The organism is Streptomyces spiroverticillatus, assembly GCA_014650415.1.
Lineage (GTDB): Bacteria > Actinomycetota > Actinomycetes > Streptomycetales > Streptomycetaceae > Streptomyces > Streptomyces spiroverticillatus.
Genome location: BMUX01000002.1, coordinates 299,110 through 315,869, shown reverse-complemented (window position 1 = coordinate 315,869; position 16,760 = coordinate 299,110). Strand labels below are relative to the sequence as shown.

16 protein-coding genes are annotated in these 16,760 nt (G+C 71.4%); 8 read left to right on the top strand and 8 right to left on the bottom strand.

All coding sequences use genetic code 11. The annotated features are described in order from the left end of the window. Positions 1-106: 106 nt before the first annotated feature. The 3 genes from IE269_RS05770 to IE269_RS05760 are packed head-to-tail and all read right to left on the bottom strand — an operon-like array spanning position 107 to position 3,088. Positions 107-1,060 (bottom strand): acyl-CoA dehydrogenase family protein, encoded by a 954-nt coding sequence (locus IE269_RS05770; protein ID WP_189821642.1) that lies wholly within the window; start codon positions 1,058-1,060, stop codon positions 107-109. Then, the gene (locus tag IE269_RS05765; RefSeq protein WP_189821641.1) at positions 1,060-2,205 is read right to left on the bottom strand and encodes an acyl-CoA dehydrogenase family protein; all 1,146 of its coding nucleotides are present in this window, start codon (positions 2,203-2,205) and stop codon (positions 1,060-1,062) included. Before IE269_RS05765 ends, IE269_RS05770 begins: the two co-directional genes overlap by 1 nt. Before the next feature lies 1 nt (position 2,206). Beyond that, entirely contained in the window at positions 2,207-3,088 is an 882-nt protein-coding gene (locus IE269_RS05760; RefSeq protein WP_189821640.1) for an enoyl-CoA hydratase, read from the bottom strand. A 48-nt stretch (positions 3,089-3,136) separates the two neighbouring features. Here IE269_RS05760 and IE269_RS05755 point away from each other — a divergent pair, with 48 nt between their 5' ends. The 7 genes from IE269_RS05755 (at position 3,137) to IE269_RS05725 (ending at position 11,322) form a co-directional block, all read left to right on the top strand. Then, positions 3,137-4,276 carry an acyl-CoA dehydrogenase family protein gene (locus tag IE269_RS05755; protein ID WP_189821639.1) on the top strand — a complete coding sequence of 380 codons (1,140 nt, stop codon included), beginning with the start codon at positions 3,137-3,139 and terminating at the stop codon, positions 4,274-4,276. After that, entirely contained in the window at positions 4,273-5,058 is a 786-nt protein-coding gene (locus IE269_RS05750; protein ID WP_189821638.1) for an SDR family oxidoreductase, read from the top strand. Before IE269_RS05755 ends, IE269_RS05750 begins: the two co-directional genes overlap by 4 nt. A gap of 150 nt (positions 5,059-5,208) precedes the next feature. Next, positions 5,209-5,823 carry a TetR/AcrR family transcriptional regulator gene (locus IE269_RS05745; RefSeq protein ID WP_189821637.1) on the top strand — a complete coding sequence of 205 codons (615 nt, stop codon included), beginning with the start codon at positions 5,209-5,211 and terminating at the stop codon, positions 5,821-5,823. A 22-nt stretch (positions 5,824-5,845) separates the two neighbouring features. After that, positions 5,846-7,003, top strand: coding sequence for an acetyl-CoA C-acetyltransferase (locus tag IE269_RS05740; protein WP_189821636.1), 1,158 nt, complete (start codon positions 5,846-5,848; stop codon positions 7,001-7,003). Positions 7,004-7,360: 357 nt separating this feature from the next. After that, positions 7,361-9,016 (top strand): FAD-binding protein, encoded by a 1,656-nt coding sequence (locus tag IE269_RS05735; RefSeq protein WP_189821635.1) that lies wholly within the window; start codon positions 7,361-7,363, stop codon positions 9,014-9,016. Between the two features lie 239 nt (positions 9,017-9,255). Continuing rightward, on the top strand, positions 9,256-9,459 hold the full coding sequence (locus IE269_RS05730; protein ID WP_003969786.1) for a cold-shock protein: 204 nt from the start codon (positions 9,256-9,258) through the stop codon (positions 9,457-9,459). A gap of 153 nt (positions 9,460-9,612) precedes the next feature. Then, on the top strand, positions 9,613-11,322 hold the full coding sequence (locus IE269_RS05725) for a DEAD/DEAH box helicase (protein ID WP_189821634.1): 1,710 nt from the start codon (positions 9,613-9,615) through the stop codon (positions 11,320-11,322). 103 nt (positions 11,323-11,425) lie between these two features. On the opposite strand, the gene IE269_RS05720 is transcribed toward IE269_RS05725, so the two are convergent. Genes IE269_RS05720 through IE269_RS05700 form a run of 5 tightly spaced genes read right to left on the bottom strand, consistent with a single transcriptional unit; the run spans position 11,426 to position 15,914 of the window. After that, on the bottom strand, positions 11,426-12,376 hold the full coding sequence (locus IE269_RS05720) for a tyrosine-protein phosphatase (RefSeq protein WP_189821633.1): 951 nt from the start codon (positions 12,374-12,376) through the stop codon (positions 11,426-11,428). 31 nt (positions 12,377-12,407) lie between these two features. Further along, a complete protein-coding gene (locus IE269_RS05715) occupies positions 12,408-13,475 on the bottom strand; it encodes an NAD(P)H-dependent flavin oxidoreductase (RefSeq protein ID WP_189822064.1) in 1,068 nt (355 codons plus the stop codon). Positions 13,476-13,495: 20 nt separating this feature from the next. Then, positions 13,496-14,257: a CoA-transferase subunit beta gene (locus IE269_RS05710; protein WP_189821632.1), complete on the bottom strand. Its 762-nt coding sequence runs from the start codon at positions 14,255-14,257 to the stop codon at positions 13,496-13,498. Next, the gene (locus IE269_RS05705; protein WP_189821631.1) at positions 14,254-15,108 is read right to left on the bottom strand and encodes a CoA transferase subunit A; all 855 of its coding nucleotides are present in this window, start codon (positions 15,106-15,108) and stop codon (positions 14,254-14,256) included. Before IE269_RS05705 ends, IE269_RS05710 begins: the two co-directional genes overlap by 4 nt. Further along, a complete protein-coding gene (locus IE269_RS05700; protein WP_189821630.1) occupies positions 15,105-15,914 on the bottom strand; it encodes an enoyl-CoA hydratase family protein in 810 nt (269 codons plus the stop codon). Before IE269_RS05700 ends, IE269_RS05705 begins: the two co-directional genes overlap by 4 nt. 68 nt (positions 15,915-15,982) lie before the next feature. Here IE269_RS05700 and IE269_RS05695 point away from each other — a divergent pair, with 68 nt between their 5' ends. Next, positions 15,983-16,759: an SDR family oxidoreductase gene (locus tag IE269_RS05695; RefSeq protein WP_189821629.1), complete on the top strand. Its 777-nt coding sequence runs from the start codon at positions 15,983-15,985 to the stop codon at positions 16,757-16,759. The last annotated feature ends 1 nt before the right edge of the window (position 16,760 follow it).

Sequence of the window (16,760 nt, the reverse complement as noted above, 5' to 3'; positions counted from 1 at the left end):
GGCGGAGCCGGAGGGCGGAGTCGGAGGGCGGGGCGGCGGCCCTCGGAGTGCGCCGCCCCTCGGGTGCGCCGATCCTTGGAGTGCGCCGCCCCCGCCTCCGGCCGCCTCAGCCCTCCAGGACCCTGGCCCGGCACACCCCCGGAGTCCCCCACGCGTCCCGCAGCGGCCGTGCCTTGCGGAGCCAGAGGGAGAGGTCCAGCTCCTGGGTGTAGCCGATCGCCCCGTGGAGCTGGAGGGCCGTGCGGGCCGCCGCGTAGGACGCCTCGCCCGCGGTGACCTTCGCCGCCGCGATGTCCGGCCCGGACATGCTCAGCGCCGCCCCGTACAGCAGCGGGCGCGCGAACTCCAGGCCCACCAGCGTGTCCGCCAGCCGGTGCTTCACCGCCTGGAAGGCCCCGATCGGCGTCCCGAACTGGGTGCGCTGCTTCACGTACGCCACCGTCTGGGCGAGGAGCGTGTCCCCGACCCCGAGCGCCTGCGCGGCCGTCAGCAGCATCGCCAACTCCCGGGCGGCGGTGAGGGATTCGGGGGAGACCGGCAGCGCGTCCCCCGCCCTCTCCGCCGCGTACAGCCTCCGCGCCGTGTCCGCCGACACCCGAAGCTCCCCGGCCGAACCGGCCGAAGCGCCGGTGACCCGGTCGCCCAGTACGAAAACGCCCTCCGCCGCGTCCGCGTCCAGCGCGTACCCGCCCTCCTCGGCGAGCGTCACCACCGCCTCCCCGGCGGCGATCCTCGGCAGCCACTCCTTCGCCAAGTCCGGCGACCCGGCCAGCAGCACCGCCGCCGCAGCCGTCTCGACGTACGGGCCGGGGACGCCATGACGTCCCAACTCCCGGAATGCCAGGACGAGTTCGACCGGCAGGAGGCCCATTCCGTCGTACGTCTCCGGGACGGCCAGCGCGAAGACCCCGGCCTCCGCGACCCGCCGCCACACCGTCAGGCCCGGCCCGTGGTCGCCGTTCTCCCAGGCCCGCACCACGGCAGGGGTGTCGGCGGCGGTGAGCATCGCGTCCAGCGAGCGGGCGAAGTCGGCCTGCTCGCGGGTCAGCAGGAAGCGCATCAGCGGCGTCCCTTCGGCAGGCCGAGCAGGCGCTCGGCGATGATGTCGCGCTGGATTTCGTTCGTACCGGCGTAGATGGGTCCGGCGAGCGAGAAGACGTAGCCCTCCGCCCATTCGCCGTCCGCCAACTCCCCCTCAGGGCCCAGTAGTTCGAGTGCGGTCTCGTGCAGGGCGATGTCGTACTCGGACCAGAAGACCTTGTTCAGGCTGGACTCCGCGCCGATGGTCTCCCCGGCGGCGAAGCGCGACGCGTTCGTCCAGGTGAAGAGCTGGTAGGCGCGGGCGCCGATCAGTGCGTCGGCGACCCGGTCCCGTACCGCCGTTTCCGCCGGGTCGCGGTGCGCGCGCCAGTCGGCGGCCAGGCGGTCGGCGGCGGCCAGGAAGCGGCCGGGGGAGCGGAGCATCAGCCCGCGCTCGTTGCCGGTGGTCGACATGGCGATCCGCCAGCCCTGGCCGACCTCGCCGATGACGCCCTCGTCGGGCACGAAGACCTCGTCGAGGAAGAGCTCCGCGAAGGCGGGCTTGCCGTCGAGGCGGCCGATCGGCCGGACGGTGACGCCCGGCGCGCGCAGGTCGAACATCAGGTACGTCAGTCCCCGGTGCGGCCTGCCCGCGTCCGGGTCGGTCCGGAAGATGCCGAACGCCTTGTCCGCGAAGGCGGCCCGCGAGGACCACGTCTTCTGACCAGAGAGCGACCAACCGCCTTCCGTCCGTACGGCAGTTGAGCGGAGCGAGGCGAGGTCCGACCCGCTCTCCGGCTCGGACCAGGCCTGCGCCCAGATGACCTCGCCGGTCGCCATCGACGGCAGCACCCGCGCCCGCTGCTCCTGCGTGGCGTGGTCGAAGAGGGTCGGGGCGAGGAGGTTGATGCCGTTCTGCGAGACCCGTCCTGGCGCGCCCGCCGCGAAGTACTCCTCCTCGAAGATCAGCCACTGGAAGATGTCCGCGCCCCGGCCCCCGAACTCCTCGGGCCAGGAGACGACCGACCACCGGTCGGCGGCCAGCCGCGCCTCCCACGCGCGGTGGGCGGCGAAGCCCTCCTCCGTCTCCAGGGAGGGGAGGGGCTCGGCGGGCACGTTGGCCGCGAGCCAGGCCCGCGCCTCGGCCCTGAAGGCGTCCTGCTCGGCACTGAAGTCGAGGTCCACGTCAGCTACCGGCCTTCTTCATCGCCGCCACGTCCATCCCGCCCAGCGAGTCCTTCGCCGTCTCCGCGTTGTGCGCGTGCGCGAGGTGGTGCAGGCCGAACACGGAGTCCATGCCCGTGTGCAGGCCCTGGAGGTCCTCCGCCTGGTTCACGGCGCGCTTGGTGAGGGCGAGCCCGAGCCTCGGCATCTCGGCGATCTTCTCCGCCAATTGCCTTGTAAGGTCGGCCAGTTCGGCCCGCTCCACGACCCGGTTGACCATCCCGACCTCGTACGCCCGCCGTGCGCTCATCCGCTCACCGGTGAACAGGAACTCCTTCGCGATGCGCGGCGGCATCACCCACGGGTGCGCGAAGTATTCGACACCCGGAATCCCCATCCGTACGACCGGGTCCGCGAAGAAGGCGTCGTCCGACGCCACGATCAGGTCGCACACCCACGCGAGCATCAGCCCGCCCGCCACGCACGCCCCCTGCACCGACGCCACCACCGGCTTCGGCAGCTCGCGCCAGCGCCGGCACATCCCGAGGTACACCTCGGACTCGCGGGCGAAGCGGCTCTCCGCGCCCGCCTTGTCCGAGTGGTCCCACCACAGGCCCGCCTTCCGCTCGAAGGGGAGGTGGGCGTCGCGCTCGGGGGTGCCGATGTCGTGCCCGGCGGAGAAGTGGTCGCCCGAGCCCGCCAGCACGATCACCTTGACCTCGTTGTCCTCCGAGGCCCGGTAGAAGGCGGCGTCCAGGGCGTAGGTCATCGCGGAGTTCTGGGCGTTGCGGTAACGCGGGCGGTTGAGGGTGACGTACGCGACCGGACCGCGCCGCTCGTACAGAACGGGCTCGGCGGCGGTCGAATCGGACGCAGCGGACGTGTCGGGCGTCTCGGCTGTCATGGCGAACCATCCTTCCCTAACAAGTGTTTGGTAGGTTAACGTACGGCCATGAGCAGCGTCGAGGAGTTCCGCACCGAGATCCGGGACTGGCTACGGGAGCAACTCAGTGGAGAATTCGCCGAGTTGAAGGGCAGGGGCGGACCCGGCCGCGAGCACGAGGCCTTCGCTGAGCGCCTGGCCTGGGAGCGCCACATGGCCGCCCACGGCTGGACCTGCGTCGGCTGGCCCACGGAGTACGGCGGCCGGGGCGCGAGCATCGAGGAGCAGATCGCCTTCCACGAGGAGTACGCCCTCGCCGACGCCCCCGCCCGCGTCAACCACATCGGCGAGCAGCTCCTCGGCCCGACCCTCATCGCGTACGGCACCGAGGAGCAGAAGGCCCGCTTCCTGCCGCCGATCGTGGCGGTCGAGGAACTGTGGTGCCAGGGCTACAGCGAGCCCGACGCGGGCTCCGACCTCGCCAACGTACGGACGAGGGCGGAGCTCGACGGTGACACGTGGCGGGTGAACGGCCAGAAGATCTGGACCTCCCTCGCCCACGAGTCCCAGTGGTGCTTCGTCGTCGCCCGCACCGAACCGGGCTCCCGCCGTCACGCGGGCCTCTCCTACCTCCTGGTCCCCATGGACCAGCCGGGTGTCGAGGTCCGCCCCATCGTCCAGCTCACCGGGACCTCCGAATTCAACGAGGTCTTCTTCGACGACGCCCGCACCGACGCCCCGCACGTCGTCGGCGAGGTCGGCGACGGCTGGCGGGTCGCGATGGCCACCCTCGGCTTCGAGCGGGGAGTCTCGACGCTCGGCCAACAGGTCGGTTTCGCGAGGGAGTTGGAGGGTCTGGTCGACCTGGCCCGGCGTACCGGCGCTCTCGCCGACCCGCTGATCCAGGACCGTCTCGTACGCGCCTGGACCGGCCTGGAGGCCATGCGCGCCCACGCCCGGCGTGGCGACGTGTCGCCCTCGGTGGCCAAGAACCACTGGGCCCGCTGGCACCGCGACCTCGGCGAACTGGCCATGGACGTGCGGGGCGCGGCCTCCCTGCTCGCCGAGTCCGGACCGTACGAACTGGACGACTGGCAGCGCCTCTTCCTCTTCGCCCGCGCGGACACCATCTACGCGGGTTCCGACGAGATCCAGCGCAACATCATCGCCGAGCGCGTGCTCGGACTTCCCAAGGAGGCACGGGCATGAGCACAGCTCCCGCGTACGTGAAGGGGCACGGGCTCCTCGACGGCCGCAGCGCGGTCATCACCGCCGCCGCCGGGGCCGGGATCGGCGGAGCGACCGCGCGCCGCTTCCTGGAGGAGGGGGCCAGGGTCGTCCTCGGCGACGCGCACGCGCGGCGGCTGAAGGAGAGCCACGAGGCGCTGGCCGAGGAGTTCGGGGCGGAGAAGGTGGCGTCGCTGCCGTGCGACGTCACGGACGAGGAGCAGGTGGGGGCACTCTTCGCGCTGGCGGAGGAGACCCACGGCGGGCTCGACATCGTCGTCAACAACGCCGGGCTCGGCGGCACCTCGGACCTCGTCGACATGACCGACGAGCAGTGGTCGAAGGTCCTGGACGTGACGCTGAACGGCACCTTCCGCTGCACGCGGGCGGCCCTGCGGTCCATGAAGGCGGCAGGGGGCGGCGGCGTGATCGTCAACAACGCCTCCGTCATCGGCTGGCGCGCCCAGGCCGGGCAGGCCCACTACGCCGCCGCGAAGGCGGGCGTCATGGCGCTCACCCGGTGCGCGGCCGTCGAGGCGGCGGAGTTCGGCGTACGGATCAACGCCGTGTCGCCGAGCCTGGCGATGCACCCGCACCTGGTGAAGGTGACGACGCCCGAACTGCTGGAGGAGCTGACCTCCAAGGAGGCCTTCGGGCGGTACGCCGAACCGTGGGAGGTGGCGAACGTCATCGTCTTCCTGGCGAGCGGCTACTCCTCGTACATGACGGGCGAGACGGTCTCCGTCAGCAGCCAGCATGCGTAGCCCTTCGGTGGCGGCCGGCGTGCGTGCCCCTTCGGTGGCGGCCGGCATGCGTAGCCCTTCGGCGGCGGCCGGCGTGCGTGGCCCTTCGGCGGCAGTCGGCATGCGTGGCCGCGGACCCGGCGCGCCCGGCCGCTGCCGGACAATGTGCGGGTGCCTACCAACAAGAAGTCCCAGGTGACCGCGTCCCCCCAGCGCCGCCGCGAACTCCTCGACACCGCGGCCGAGGTGTTCGCCGCGCAGGGGTACAACGCCACCACCGTCCGCAAGATCGCCGACGCGGCGGGCATGCTCGCCGGCAGTCTCTACTACCACTTCGATTCCAAGGAATCGATGCTCGACGAGATCCTCTCCACCTTCCTGACCGAACTGTGGGAGGGGTACGACACCGTGCTCGCCTCCTCGCTCGGCCCCAGGGAGACCATCGAGGCCCTCGTCACCGAGTCCTTCCGGGAGATCGACCGGCACCGTGCCGCCGTCGCCATCTACCAGAAGGAATCGCGCCACCTCTCCGCGCAGCCCCGCTTCCACTACCTCGCCGACTCGCAGACCAAGTTCGAGAAGGCATGGCTGGGAACGCTGGAGCGCGGAGTCGCCGACGGGGTCTTCCGGGACGACCTCGACATCCGCCTCACCTACCGCTTCGTGCGCGACACGGTGTGGGTGGCGGCGTCGTGGTACCGGCCCGGCGGACAGCACAGCCCCGAGGAAATCGCCCGCCAGTACCTGTCGATGGTGCTGGACGGGATCGCCGTACGTACCGAATAGCCCACGTGAAATTGGAGTCGTCATGGCCGAGGCCTACATCGTCGAAGCGGTACGCACCCCTGTCGGGCGGCGGAAGGGCGGCCTGGCCGCCGTCCACCCGGCCGACCTGGGCGCCCATGTCCTGAAGGCCCTGGTGACGCGCTCCGGCGTGGACCCCTCCCTGGTCGAGGACGTCGTCTTCGGCTGCCTGGACACCGTCGGCCCGCAGGCCGGCGACATCGCCCGTACGGCATGGCTGGCGGCCGGACTCCCGGAGGAGGTGCCGGGCGTGACCATCGACCGCCAGTGCGGCTCCTCCCAGCAGGCGGTGCACTTCGCGGCGCAGGGCGTCATGTCCGGCACCCAGGACCTGGTCGTCGCCGGCGGCACCCAGAACATGACGCAGATCCCGATCGCCTTCGCCTCCCGCCAGGCGGCGGAACCGCTGGGCCTGACGGACGGCCCCTACCGGGGCTCCGAGGGCTGGCGCGCCCGGTACGGCGACGCGCCCGTCAACCAGTTCCACGGCGCGCAGCTCATCGCCGACAAGTGGGGGATCACGCGGCGCGACATGGAGGAGTTCGCACTCCGCTCGCACCAGCGGGCGCTGCGGGCCATCGACGAGGGCCGCTTCGAGCGGGAGACCGTGGCGTACGGGGACGTGACCGTCGACGAGGGGCCGCGGCGGGACACCTCCCTGGAGAAGATGGCGGGGCTCCAGCCGGTGATGGAGGGCGGCACGATCACCGCCGCGTGCTCCTCGCAGGTCTCCGACGGTGCGGCGGCGATGCTGATCGCCTCCGAGCGGGCGGTACGGGAGTACGGGCTGACCCCGCGCGCCCGTATCCACCACCTGTCGGTGCGGGGCGAGGACCCGATCCGGATGCTGTCCGCCCCGATCCCGGCCACCGCCTACGCCCTGAAGAAGACCGGCATGTCCATCCACGACATCGACCTGGTCGAGATCAACGAGGCGTTCGCGCCGGTGGCGCTGGCCTGGCTGAAGGAGACGGGCGCGGACCCCGAGCGGGTCAACGTGAACGGCGGCGCCATCGCCCTCGGGCACCCGCTGGGTGCCACCGGCGTCAAGCTGATGACGACGCTGCTGCACGAACTGGAGCGGACGGGCGGCCGCTACGGCCTCCAGACGATGTGCGAGGGCGGCGGCCAGGCGAACGTGACGATCATCGAGCGGGTGTAGTCGGCGGGGCTCCGGGCGCGGGCCGGTGGGTGACTGCTGTCCACACCGGGGGCGCTGCCCCCGGACCCCCGGTTTTCGCCCCAGCCCCGCCCCTTCACCTAAAGCGCTCGCCGCGCGGCATCATTCAGCCCGTCCGGCGTTTGAGGACGCGCGGGCGCAGCCCGTGCAGGGGGCAAGGGGCGTAGCCCCATCGGGAACAGCACCCCACCAACAGCCCCGCAGGGTTTAGGTGAAGGGGCGGGGCTGGGGCGAGAACACCCCCGTGCCGGGGACGGCACAGACAGGGGCCCGCCCCGACTGCCCAGTCGGCCCCGGGCGCGGGCCCGCACCGGATGACCAACAGGGCAGGGATCGCACATGAGTTGGGATGTTCAGACCGACGTCCTCGTCATCGGCTTCGGCGGCGCCGGAGCCTGCGCCGCCATCGAGGCCGCCGACGCCGGCGCACACGTCGTCGCCGTCGACCGCTTCTTCGGCGGTGGAGCCACCGCCCTCAGTGGGGGAGTCGTGTACGCGGGCGGCGGCACCCGCCCCCAGCGCGAGGCCGGAGTCGAGGACAGCGTCGACGCGATGTTCGCGTACCTCAAGGAGGAGACGCAGGGGGTCGTCTCCGACGCCCTCCTCCGTGACTTCTGCGAGAAGAGTTCCGGGAATCTCGACTGGCTGGCCTCCCACGGGGCCGAGTACGAGGGCACCCTCTGCCCCTTCAAGACCAGCTACCCCACCGACGACTACCTTCTCTACTACTCCGGCAACGAGCAGTTCCCGCCCTACAGCGACACCGCCGTCCCCGCCCCCCGCGGCCACCGCACCAAGGCGAAGGGCCTCGCCTCGGGGAAGGTGCTCTTCGGGCATCTCGCCGAAGCTGCCCGCACCCGAGGCGTACGCCTCGTACCGCAGACCCGCGCCGAGCGCCTGATTGTCGAGGACGGGAGGGTCGTCGGCGCGGAGCTGCGGCAGCTGACCGGAGCCGCCGCCCGCGCCCACCGGGCGCTCTCCCTCGCCCTCGGGAAGGGCAACAACTACGCCCCGGACCTGACCGGCCCCCTCAACAAGGCCGTCGAACGCCTGGAGCGCGGCGGGCGCACCGTCCGAGTCCGCGCCCGGCACGGGGTCGTCGTCACCGCCGGCGGGTTCGTGTTCAACAAGGAGATGCTGGCCGCCCACGCCCCCGACTTCCTCCCCGGCCAGGCCCTCGGCACCGTCGGCGACGACGGGTCGGGGATACGGCTGGGGGCGGAGGCGGGAGGGGCCACCGGCCACCTCGACCGGGTCTCCGCCTGGCGCTTCTACTCCCCGCCCGTCACCCTCGGCCGCGGCCTCCTCGTCGACCGCAAGGGACAGCGCGTCTGCAACGAGCTGCTCTACGGGGCCGCCGTCGGCGAGCGCATCGTCAGCGCCCACGAAGGACACGCGTATCTCCTTGTCGACAAGGCGGTCCTCGACCGGGCCTGGAAGGAGATGGGGACCCAGACCGTCTTCTTCCAGAAGGCACAGATGGGCTACCTCTTCACGGTCGGACACAAGAAGGGGAGGACGGCGGTCGACGCGGCCGCCGGATTCGGGGTCGACCCGGTCGGCCTCGCCCGCACCCTCGACACGTACAACGCCGCCGCCCGCGCCGGCACCCCCGACCCCCTGGGCAAGCCCTCCGCGTACGTACAGGCCCTCGACCACGGTCCGTACTACGCCTTCGACTGCTCCCTCGACACGTCGATGTTCTACCCGATGCCGATGATCACGCTGGGCGGCCTGCGCGTGCACGACGAGACCGGGAGGGTCCTCCGTGAGGACGGCTCCGAGATCGAGGGGCTGTACGCGGCCGGGCGCAGCGCGGTGGGGGTGTGCTCGCACGCGTACGTGAGCGGGCTGTCGATCGCGGACGCCGTGTACTCAGGGAGGCGGGCGGGGGCAGACGCAGCGAGGCGGGCGGGGGCAGACGCAGCGAGGCGGGCGGGGGCAGACGCAGCGAGGCGGGCGGGTGAACACGTGGCAGCCGCGAAACGGCGTTAGCCCATGCGGCGCCTGACCGGGCACGTTTCACCGCGCGCCTGGCGCGGGGGCGTGCTACGGTAGGCGAGTTGCAGTTTTGGTACCCATGAACTTTATGTGCGCCTGACGAGAACTTCGGCAGGCGCACATTTGTTTTTCCGGTCATTGCCGGTTTCCGGCTCTCCGGATGGGGTCATTGCGGCGACGAGGAATTCGTAAAGTGCGAATTTCCGGCTCTGCCCCTGTTTTAGGAGATAAAAATGGCTACTGGCACCGTGAAGTGGTTCAACTCGGAAAAGGGCTTCGGCTTCATCGAGCAGGACGGCGGCGGCGCCGACGTCTTCGCCCACTACTCCAACATCGCCACCTCGGGCTTCCGTGAGCTCCAGGAAGGCCAGAAGGTTTCCTTCGACGTCACGCAGGGCCAGAAGGGCCCGCAGGCGGAGAACATCGTCCCGGCCTAGTCTGCCCGGACGCGCGAAGCCTCGAGCCGGGGCCCGCACCGTGAAGGTGCGGGCCCCGGCTTGCGTTGTGTTCGCGCAACTCGCGGAGCGCCGTCGTATTCCGCGATCGGCTTCCACCCCCTTGGGTGTCCCCAGGAAGAAGGCAATTACTGCATGACCCGTTTCGAACGATCCTCCTCCGAGCGCACCGGCCGTCCGGCGCGCAACCGACCGTCGAGTGCCGCCCCGTCCCGGGGCCGCGGCAAGGCTTCGACGAAGAATTCCGGCAAGGGCCCCGCCCGCCGGTCCACGCCGCCCCAGGGTGAATTCGCACTGCCGGAGACCATCACCCCCGCGCTGCCGTCGGTCGAGGCTTTCGAAGCGCTGGACATGCCCGCCGCACTCCTCAAGACCCTCGCCGCGCAGGGGGTGACGGAGCCGTTCCCGATCCAGGGCGCGACCCTCCCGAACTCGCTCGCCGGCCGGGACATCCTGGGCCGCGGCCGCACGGGCTCCGGCAAGACGCTGGCCTTCGGCCTGGCGCTGCTGGCCCGTACGGCGGGCCGTCGCGCCGAGCCGCACGCGCCGCTCGCGCTGGTCCTCGTACCGACGCGTGAGCTGGCGCAGCAGGTCACGGACGCGCTGACCCCGTACGCCACCTCGGTCAACCTGCGCCTCACCACGGTCGTCGGCGGCATGTCGATCACCAAGCAGGCGAACTCGCTGCGGCGCGGTGCGGAAGTCCTCGTCGCGACCCCCGGGCGCCTGAAGGACCTCATCGAGCGCGGCGACGCCCGCCTCGACCAGGTCTCCATCACGGTCCTCGACGAGGCCGACCAGATGGCCGACATGGGCTTCATGCCGCAGGTCGTGGCGCTGCTCAAGCAGGTCGAGCCCGGCGGTCAGCGGATGCTCTTCTCCGCGACCCTCGACAAGAACATCGACAAGCTGGTCAAGATGTTCCTGTCCGACCCGGTCGTGCACTCGGTGGACCCGTCTGCCGGTGCGGTCACGACGATGGACCACCACGTCCTGTACGTCATGGACGAGACCGAGAAGAAGGCCGTCGCGGCGCGGATCGCGGCCCGCGAGGGCCGCGTGATCATGTTCGTGGACACCAAGCGTGCCGCCGACCGCTTCGCCAAGCGCCTGCTCGCGGCGGGCGTCTACGCGGCGGCCCTGCACGGCGGCCGCTCGCAGCCGCAGCGCAACCGGACGCTGGACCAGTTCAAGAACGGCCAGGTCACGGCGCTCGTCGCGACCAACGTCGCGGCGCGCGGCATCCACGTCGACGACCTCGACCTGGTCGTCAACGTCGACCCGCCGACCGACCACAAGGACTACCTGCACCGCGGCGGCCGTACGGCCCGCGCGGGCGAGTCCGGCGTCGTCGTCACGCTCGTCCTCCCCGAGGAGAAGCGCGAGATGACCCGGCTGATGAGCGACGCGGGCATCACGCCGAGCGCGGTGCGCATCAAGTCCACGGACGAGGAGCTGGCGACCATCACGGGTGCCCGCGAGCCGTCGGGCGTGGCCGTGGCCCTGGAGGTCCCGACCCCGCCCCAGCCGCAGCCCTCGAAGCGCCGCCCGTCCTCCTCCTCGGACGGCCGCAGCCGCACGCGGGGTCGCCGGGGCGGCTCGGGTGGCGGTACGGGTGCCTCCGCCCCGGCGTCGGGCGGTCGCCCGGCACGCGGCGGGTCGTCGGCGGGCGGCGGTCAGTCCCGTGGGGCGGGCCAGTCCCGCGCCGGTGGCGGTCAGTCCCGTACCGGAGCCGGACAGTCCTCCCGCACGGGCGGCCAGTCGCGCGCCGGAGCAGGCCAGGGCCAGTCCGGCGGCCAGCGCCGACAGGGCGGCGGCCAGACCGGGCGTCGCACGGCGGCCTGACCGAACGGGCACAACGTGCACGAAGTGAGGGGCCCGTCCGGTCGGACGGGCCCCTCACGGGTGTCACAGGCCCGGTGCCTGGTCGCCCCGGACCGCGGGAACCTCAGTCGGTCAGACGGTCCTGGAGGCGGTCCAGGGCCCGGTGATCCAGGCCGAGGCCCTTCTTCAGGTAGCCGTTGAAGGAGCCGTAGCGCTTCGTGACCTCCGCCAGCGCCGTGTCCAGGTACGCGTCACGCACCTCCTGGAGGGGGATCAGCAGGTCCGGGTTCTGCATCATCCCGGCCTGCTTCAGCCCCTCCCGGACCTTCTTGTCCGCAGCCGCCCGAATCGTGTTCGACGCGAGATAGTCGCGGCGGGCCGTCTGCTCCGGGACGCCGAGCGCCCGCAGCAGCACGTACGTCGTCCACCCCGTGCGGTCCTTGCCCGAGGTGCAGTGGAAGAGGACGGCGGAGCGCGAGGAGCTGCGGGCGATGTCCTGGAAGGTCTGCGCGAACTGCGCGGTGTTCGCCGGGTCGCTGATCAGCGTCCCGTACACCTTCTTCATCAGGTCGGACCCCTTGGTCCCGCCCAGCGCCGCCTCCTGCTTCACCGGGTCCTTGGTGGCGATGGCCCCCATCATCTGCCCGTACAGACCGCTGTCGTTGACCGGGCGGGCCGTGACGGCGAGCCCGGCGGGCAGCCGGTCCTGGCCGTCGTACTGGATCTCCACCGGCACCCGGTAGTCGACCACCTTGCCGAGCCGCAGCCCCGCCAGGGTCTTCACGTCCGCATCGGTGAGCTTGCCGAGGGCGTCCGCGCGGTAGACGAGGCCGTACCGGACCTTGTCCCCGTCGTACGTGCGGTAGCCGCCCACGTCGCGGACGTTGACCGCCCCCTGGAGCGGGATCTGCCGGATCGTGTTCCCGTGGTGGCGCCCGGAGTGGTGCGAGGACGCGCTGCCCGTGACGGCGGGGGCGGCGGCAGGGGCCTGCGCGACCGCCGTCGCGGGCAGCGCGCCGAGCGCCAGGGCGCTCACGGCCGCGCCTGCGGCCAGTCGTACTCGGTTGCGGCTCATGGAGGTCAACTCCCGTTGATGTGAGCGGATTTCACCCTGGTGTTGGCAGGGTGTGGAGCGCGTGCAGCTCTCCGAGTGCGGCTTCGGCCTCGGCCATGACACGTGCCACTAGCTCGGCACAGCTCGGCAGGTCCTCGATCAGGCCCGCCACCTGCCCCGACGCCATGACGCCGAGGTCGGTGCGACCGTCGACCATCGAAGCTTTCAGCAACATGGGGGTATTGGCGGCCAACAGGACCTGACTCCAGGACAAACTCTTGCCGTGCTTCATGGCGAGCCCGTCGCGGACCATCTGCGGCCAGCTCAGCCCGGAGATCTTCTTGAAGGACGCTGCGCGCACCACTGCCTGTGCCAGCGCCCTCGCCCGCCCGGACCGCTCCAGCGTCTGCACCAGCTCCGAGCGGAGCATCCGGTGCGGGAGCCCGTCGACGGCGGTCGTCACGGTGACGTCCTTGACCGACGCCTCCAGGTACTTCGCCTTCACCGCGTCCGGCACCGTCGAGTCCGACGTGAGCAGGAAGCGGGTGCCCATGGCGACGCCGGCGGCCCCGTACGCGAGCGCGGCCACCAGCCCCCGCCCGTCGTGGAAGCCGCCCGCGGCGACCACCGGAATGTCGACCGCGTCCACAACTTGCGGCAGCAGCACGGTCGTTGCGACGTCACCGGTGTGCCCGCCGCCCTCCCCGCCCTGCACGATCACCGCGTCCGCACCCCACGCGGCGACCTTCTCCGCGTGCCGCTTCGCGCCGATCGACGGAATCACGACGACCCCGGCGTCCTTCAGCTCGGCGATCAGCTCCTTGGACGGGGCGAGCGCGAAGGACGCCACCTTCACGCCCTCGTCGATGATGATCCGTACGCGCTCCCGCGCATCGCCCGCGTCCGCCCGCAGGTTCACCCCGAACGGCGCGTCCGTACGGGACTTGACCTCCCGCACCGCCCCCTTCAGCTGCTCGACGGTCATCGTCGCGGAGGCGAGAATGCCCAGCGCTCCCGCGTTCGCGGTCGCGGAGACCAGGCGAGGCCCCGCCACCCACCCCATGCCGGTCTGCACGAGCGGGTGCCGGACGCCGACGAGCCGGGTGAACGGAGTCTCCAACACAGGGGTCCCGGAGTCGCTCATACGGGCTTCACCTCACGGTCGCGCGTCCCCTTCGGGTCGATGACCTCGCGGATCAGCCGCAGCTCCTCGGCGGTCGGTTCGCGGGTGTACGGAACGTCGTCGGCGATCGTGAGCGCGAAGCCGGTGGCCTCGCGGACCTCCTCCACCGTGACGCCCGGGTGCAGCGAGGCCAGCCGCATCGAGTGGTCCGGCGTCTCGAAGTCGAAGACCCCGAGGTTGCTGACCACGCGCGGCAGCCGGTGGTAGCGGGTCGCGGACGGACCGGCCGCCTCCGCGCTGTCGTAACCGACCCCGCAGATCATGTCGACCTTCTCGACGAAGACCCGGGGCGAATGCTTCGGCACCCAGTAACTGGTCGGATTGTTCAGGGTGTTGACCGGCGCACCCCGCACACCCAGCAGCTGCCTGGCCGGCCGCTCCCAGTCGCCGATGCAGGAGATGTTCTGGTTGCCGAACCGGTCGATCTGGCTGGCGCCCATCATGACGTGCCGCTTGCCGCCGGTGACCATGGTCAGGTGGTGGCGGTACGGCAGCCAGCCCTCGGCCGTCCCGTCGAGGCCGACGATGAGCGCCTCGCCGTCGGTGAGGAGCAGGTCGGGGGAGAAGGTGCGCTTGGCCAGGCGCGCACCGATGCCGGGGATCAGGCCCATCGGGCTGGCCAGCACCTCGCCGTTGTCGCGCCAGGCCTCGGCGCAGGCGATCACGCAGTATTCGGCGCGGGAGGCGGTGGACGTCTGCTGCTGTGCTTCGGTGCTCACTTCGACTGCTCCTCGTGCCAGGTCTTGACTGCGGTCTGGTACGCCGACTCGTCCTCGCCGGACAGGAAGCGCTCGGCGAACTCGGGCCAGTCAGTGGCGGCGTACAGCTTCTGGAAGGCCTCGTCGCGCCCGTAGTCGGGGGTGCAGGTGGTGAAGTGGGCGCCGTTCGGGGTCTCGACCACGCCGGTCACGGAGGTGCGCTTGAGCAGCAGCGACTGCGGGGCGGCCTCCTTCGTCAGCTCGGCGGTGTCGACAACGCGCTCGCATGAGACGTACGCCTCGGCGGCGGCCTCGCAGAAGAGGTCGTCGAAGTACGGGTCCGGGCCCAGGTACTGGCCGTTGCCGAGCCGGTCCGCGCGGTTCATGTGGACCAGGGCGGCGTCCAGCCGCAGGGCGGGCATCGCGACGAAGGTCTCCCCGTCGTCGTACGGCGAAGTGACCGTACGCAGCTGGGGGTTGACCCGCATGACGTCGGAGCCGATGCCGGCCCGGACGGGCAGGAACGGCAGGCGGTTCGCGGCGGCGTGCAGCCCCCACATGAACATCGCCTCGTCGACCTCGGTCAGCTCGAAGGCACCCTCCTGGCGGGCGGTGCGGAAGTGCGGCTCCAGGGCGATGGAGTCGAGCGTCGCGAACGCGGTGACCAGCTTGCGGATCTTCCCGGCTGCGGCGAGGAGACCGACGTCGGGTCCGCCGTACGACACGACGGTCAGGTCGGTGAGATCGCTGCGCAGGATCGCGCGCACCAGCGCCATCGGCTTGCGGCGCGAACCCCAGCCGCCGATGCCGATCGTCATGCCGCTGCGCAGGCGGGAGACGACCTCTTCGGGCGTCATCGTCTTGTCGGTCACTGGTCCTTCTCCTTGCTGTTCTTGCTGTTCTTGCGGCCTTCGCCGAAGGTGTCGCGGACACGGTCGGCGGTGCCGCTGAGGTTGGCCTCGAAGGTGAAGCCCTGCTCGAAGCGGTAGCTGCGGCGGACGTCGACGGGGTCGATGCCGTTGATGGCGGCCTTCGCGAGCCGGATCAGATAGCCGTCCTTGAGGGCGATCTCGCGCGCCAACTCCAGTGCGGTGTCGTGCAGTTCGTCCCGCGTGACGACCTTCCACACGGACCCGTGGTGGTGCAGCTCCTGCGCGGTGGCGGTGCGCGAGGTGTAGTACAGAGCGCGCATCAGGTGCTGCGGAACCAGCCGCGAGAGGTGGGTGGCCGCGCCGAGCGCGCCCCGGTCCAGCTCGGGCAGGCCGAAGGTGGCGTCGTCGGAGGCGACGATCGCGTCCGCGTTGCCGACGAGCCCGATCCCGCCGCCCAGGCAGAACCCGGCGACGGCCGCGACGACCGGCACCTCGCACTCGTACACGGCGGCGAAGGCCTCGGCGCACCCGCTGTTCGCGCCGATCAGGGCCTGGTGTCCGCCCCCGTTCGCGGTCTCGCGCTGCATCTCCTTGATGTCGACGCCCGCGTTGAAGCCCCGGCTGCCGGGCGGGGTGGTGAGGACGACGCAGCGTACGTCCGGGTCGCGGCCGGCTTCTCGTACGGCGTCGGCCAGGTCGTACCAGCCCTGGACGGGCAGGGCGTTGACCGGCGGGAAGTCGACGGTGACGACGGCGATGCCACGGCTGGAATCAGAGGGGCCGGGGCGGGAGGTGGAGACACCCATGAACGGATCAGCTACCTTTCCACCAAACATTTGTTAGGTGCTTGTTCGTGTAGGGAAGGTAGCAGCGAATGGAACTGGACGGGAGGGTCGCCGTCGTCACAGGCGGTACCCGGGGGGTCGGCGCGGGCATCGCGCGGGCCTTCCTGGAGGCGGGCGCACAGGTCGTGATCTGCGCCCGCAGGCCGCCGGACGAGCCGGTCGAAGCGGGCGGCCGCAAGGCCGAGTTCAGGTCGGTGGACCTGCGGGCGCCGGACGCGGTGGCGGACTTCTTCGCCGGGGTGGTGGAGACGTACGGACGACTGGACGTGCTGGTCAACAACGCGGGCGGTACCCCGTACCGGCTCCTGGAGGAGGGTGGCCCGGCCCGCCACGCGCGGGTCGTCGAACTCAACCTGATCGCCCCGATGACGGCCTCGCTCGCTGCGTACGAGCACCTGCGTGCGACCGGCGGATCGATCGTGATGATCGGCAGCGTGAGCGGCACCCGCCCGTCGCCCGGGACCGCCGCGTACGGGGCGGCGAAGGCGGGCCTGGACAACCTCACCCGCTCGATGGCCGTGGAATGGGCCCCGGAGGTCCGGGTCAACACCCTCGTCCTCGGCATGGTCCGCACCGAGCTGTCCCACCTCCACTACGGCGACGAGGACGGCCTCGCGGCGGTCGCCCGGACGATCCCGGCGGGACGGATGGCCGAACCGTCCGACATCGGCGACGCGGCGGTCTTCCTCGCCTCGCCCAAGGCGGCGTACGTCAATGGCGCATCGCTGCTGGTGCACGGGGGCGGCGAGCGCCCCGCCTTTCTGGACGCCGCAAATGTGAACAACACCGAAGCTGAGGGGAACTGAC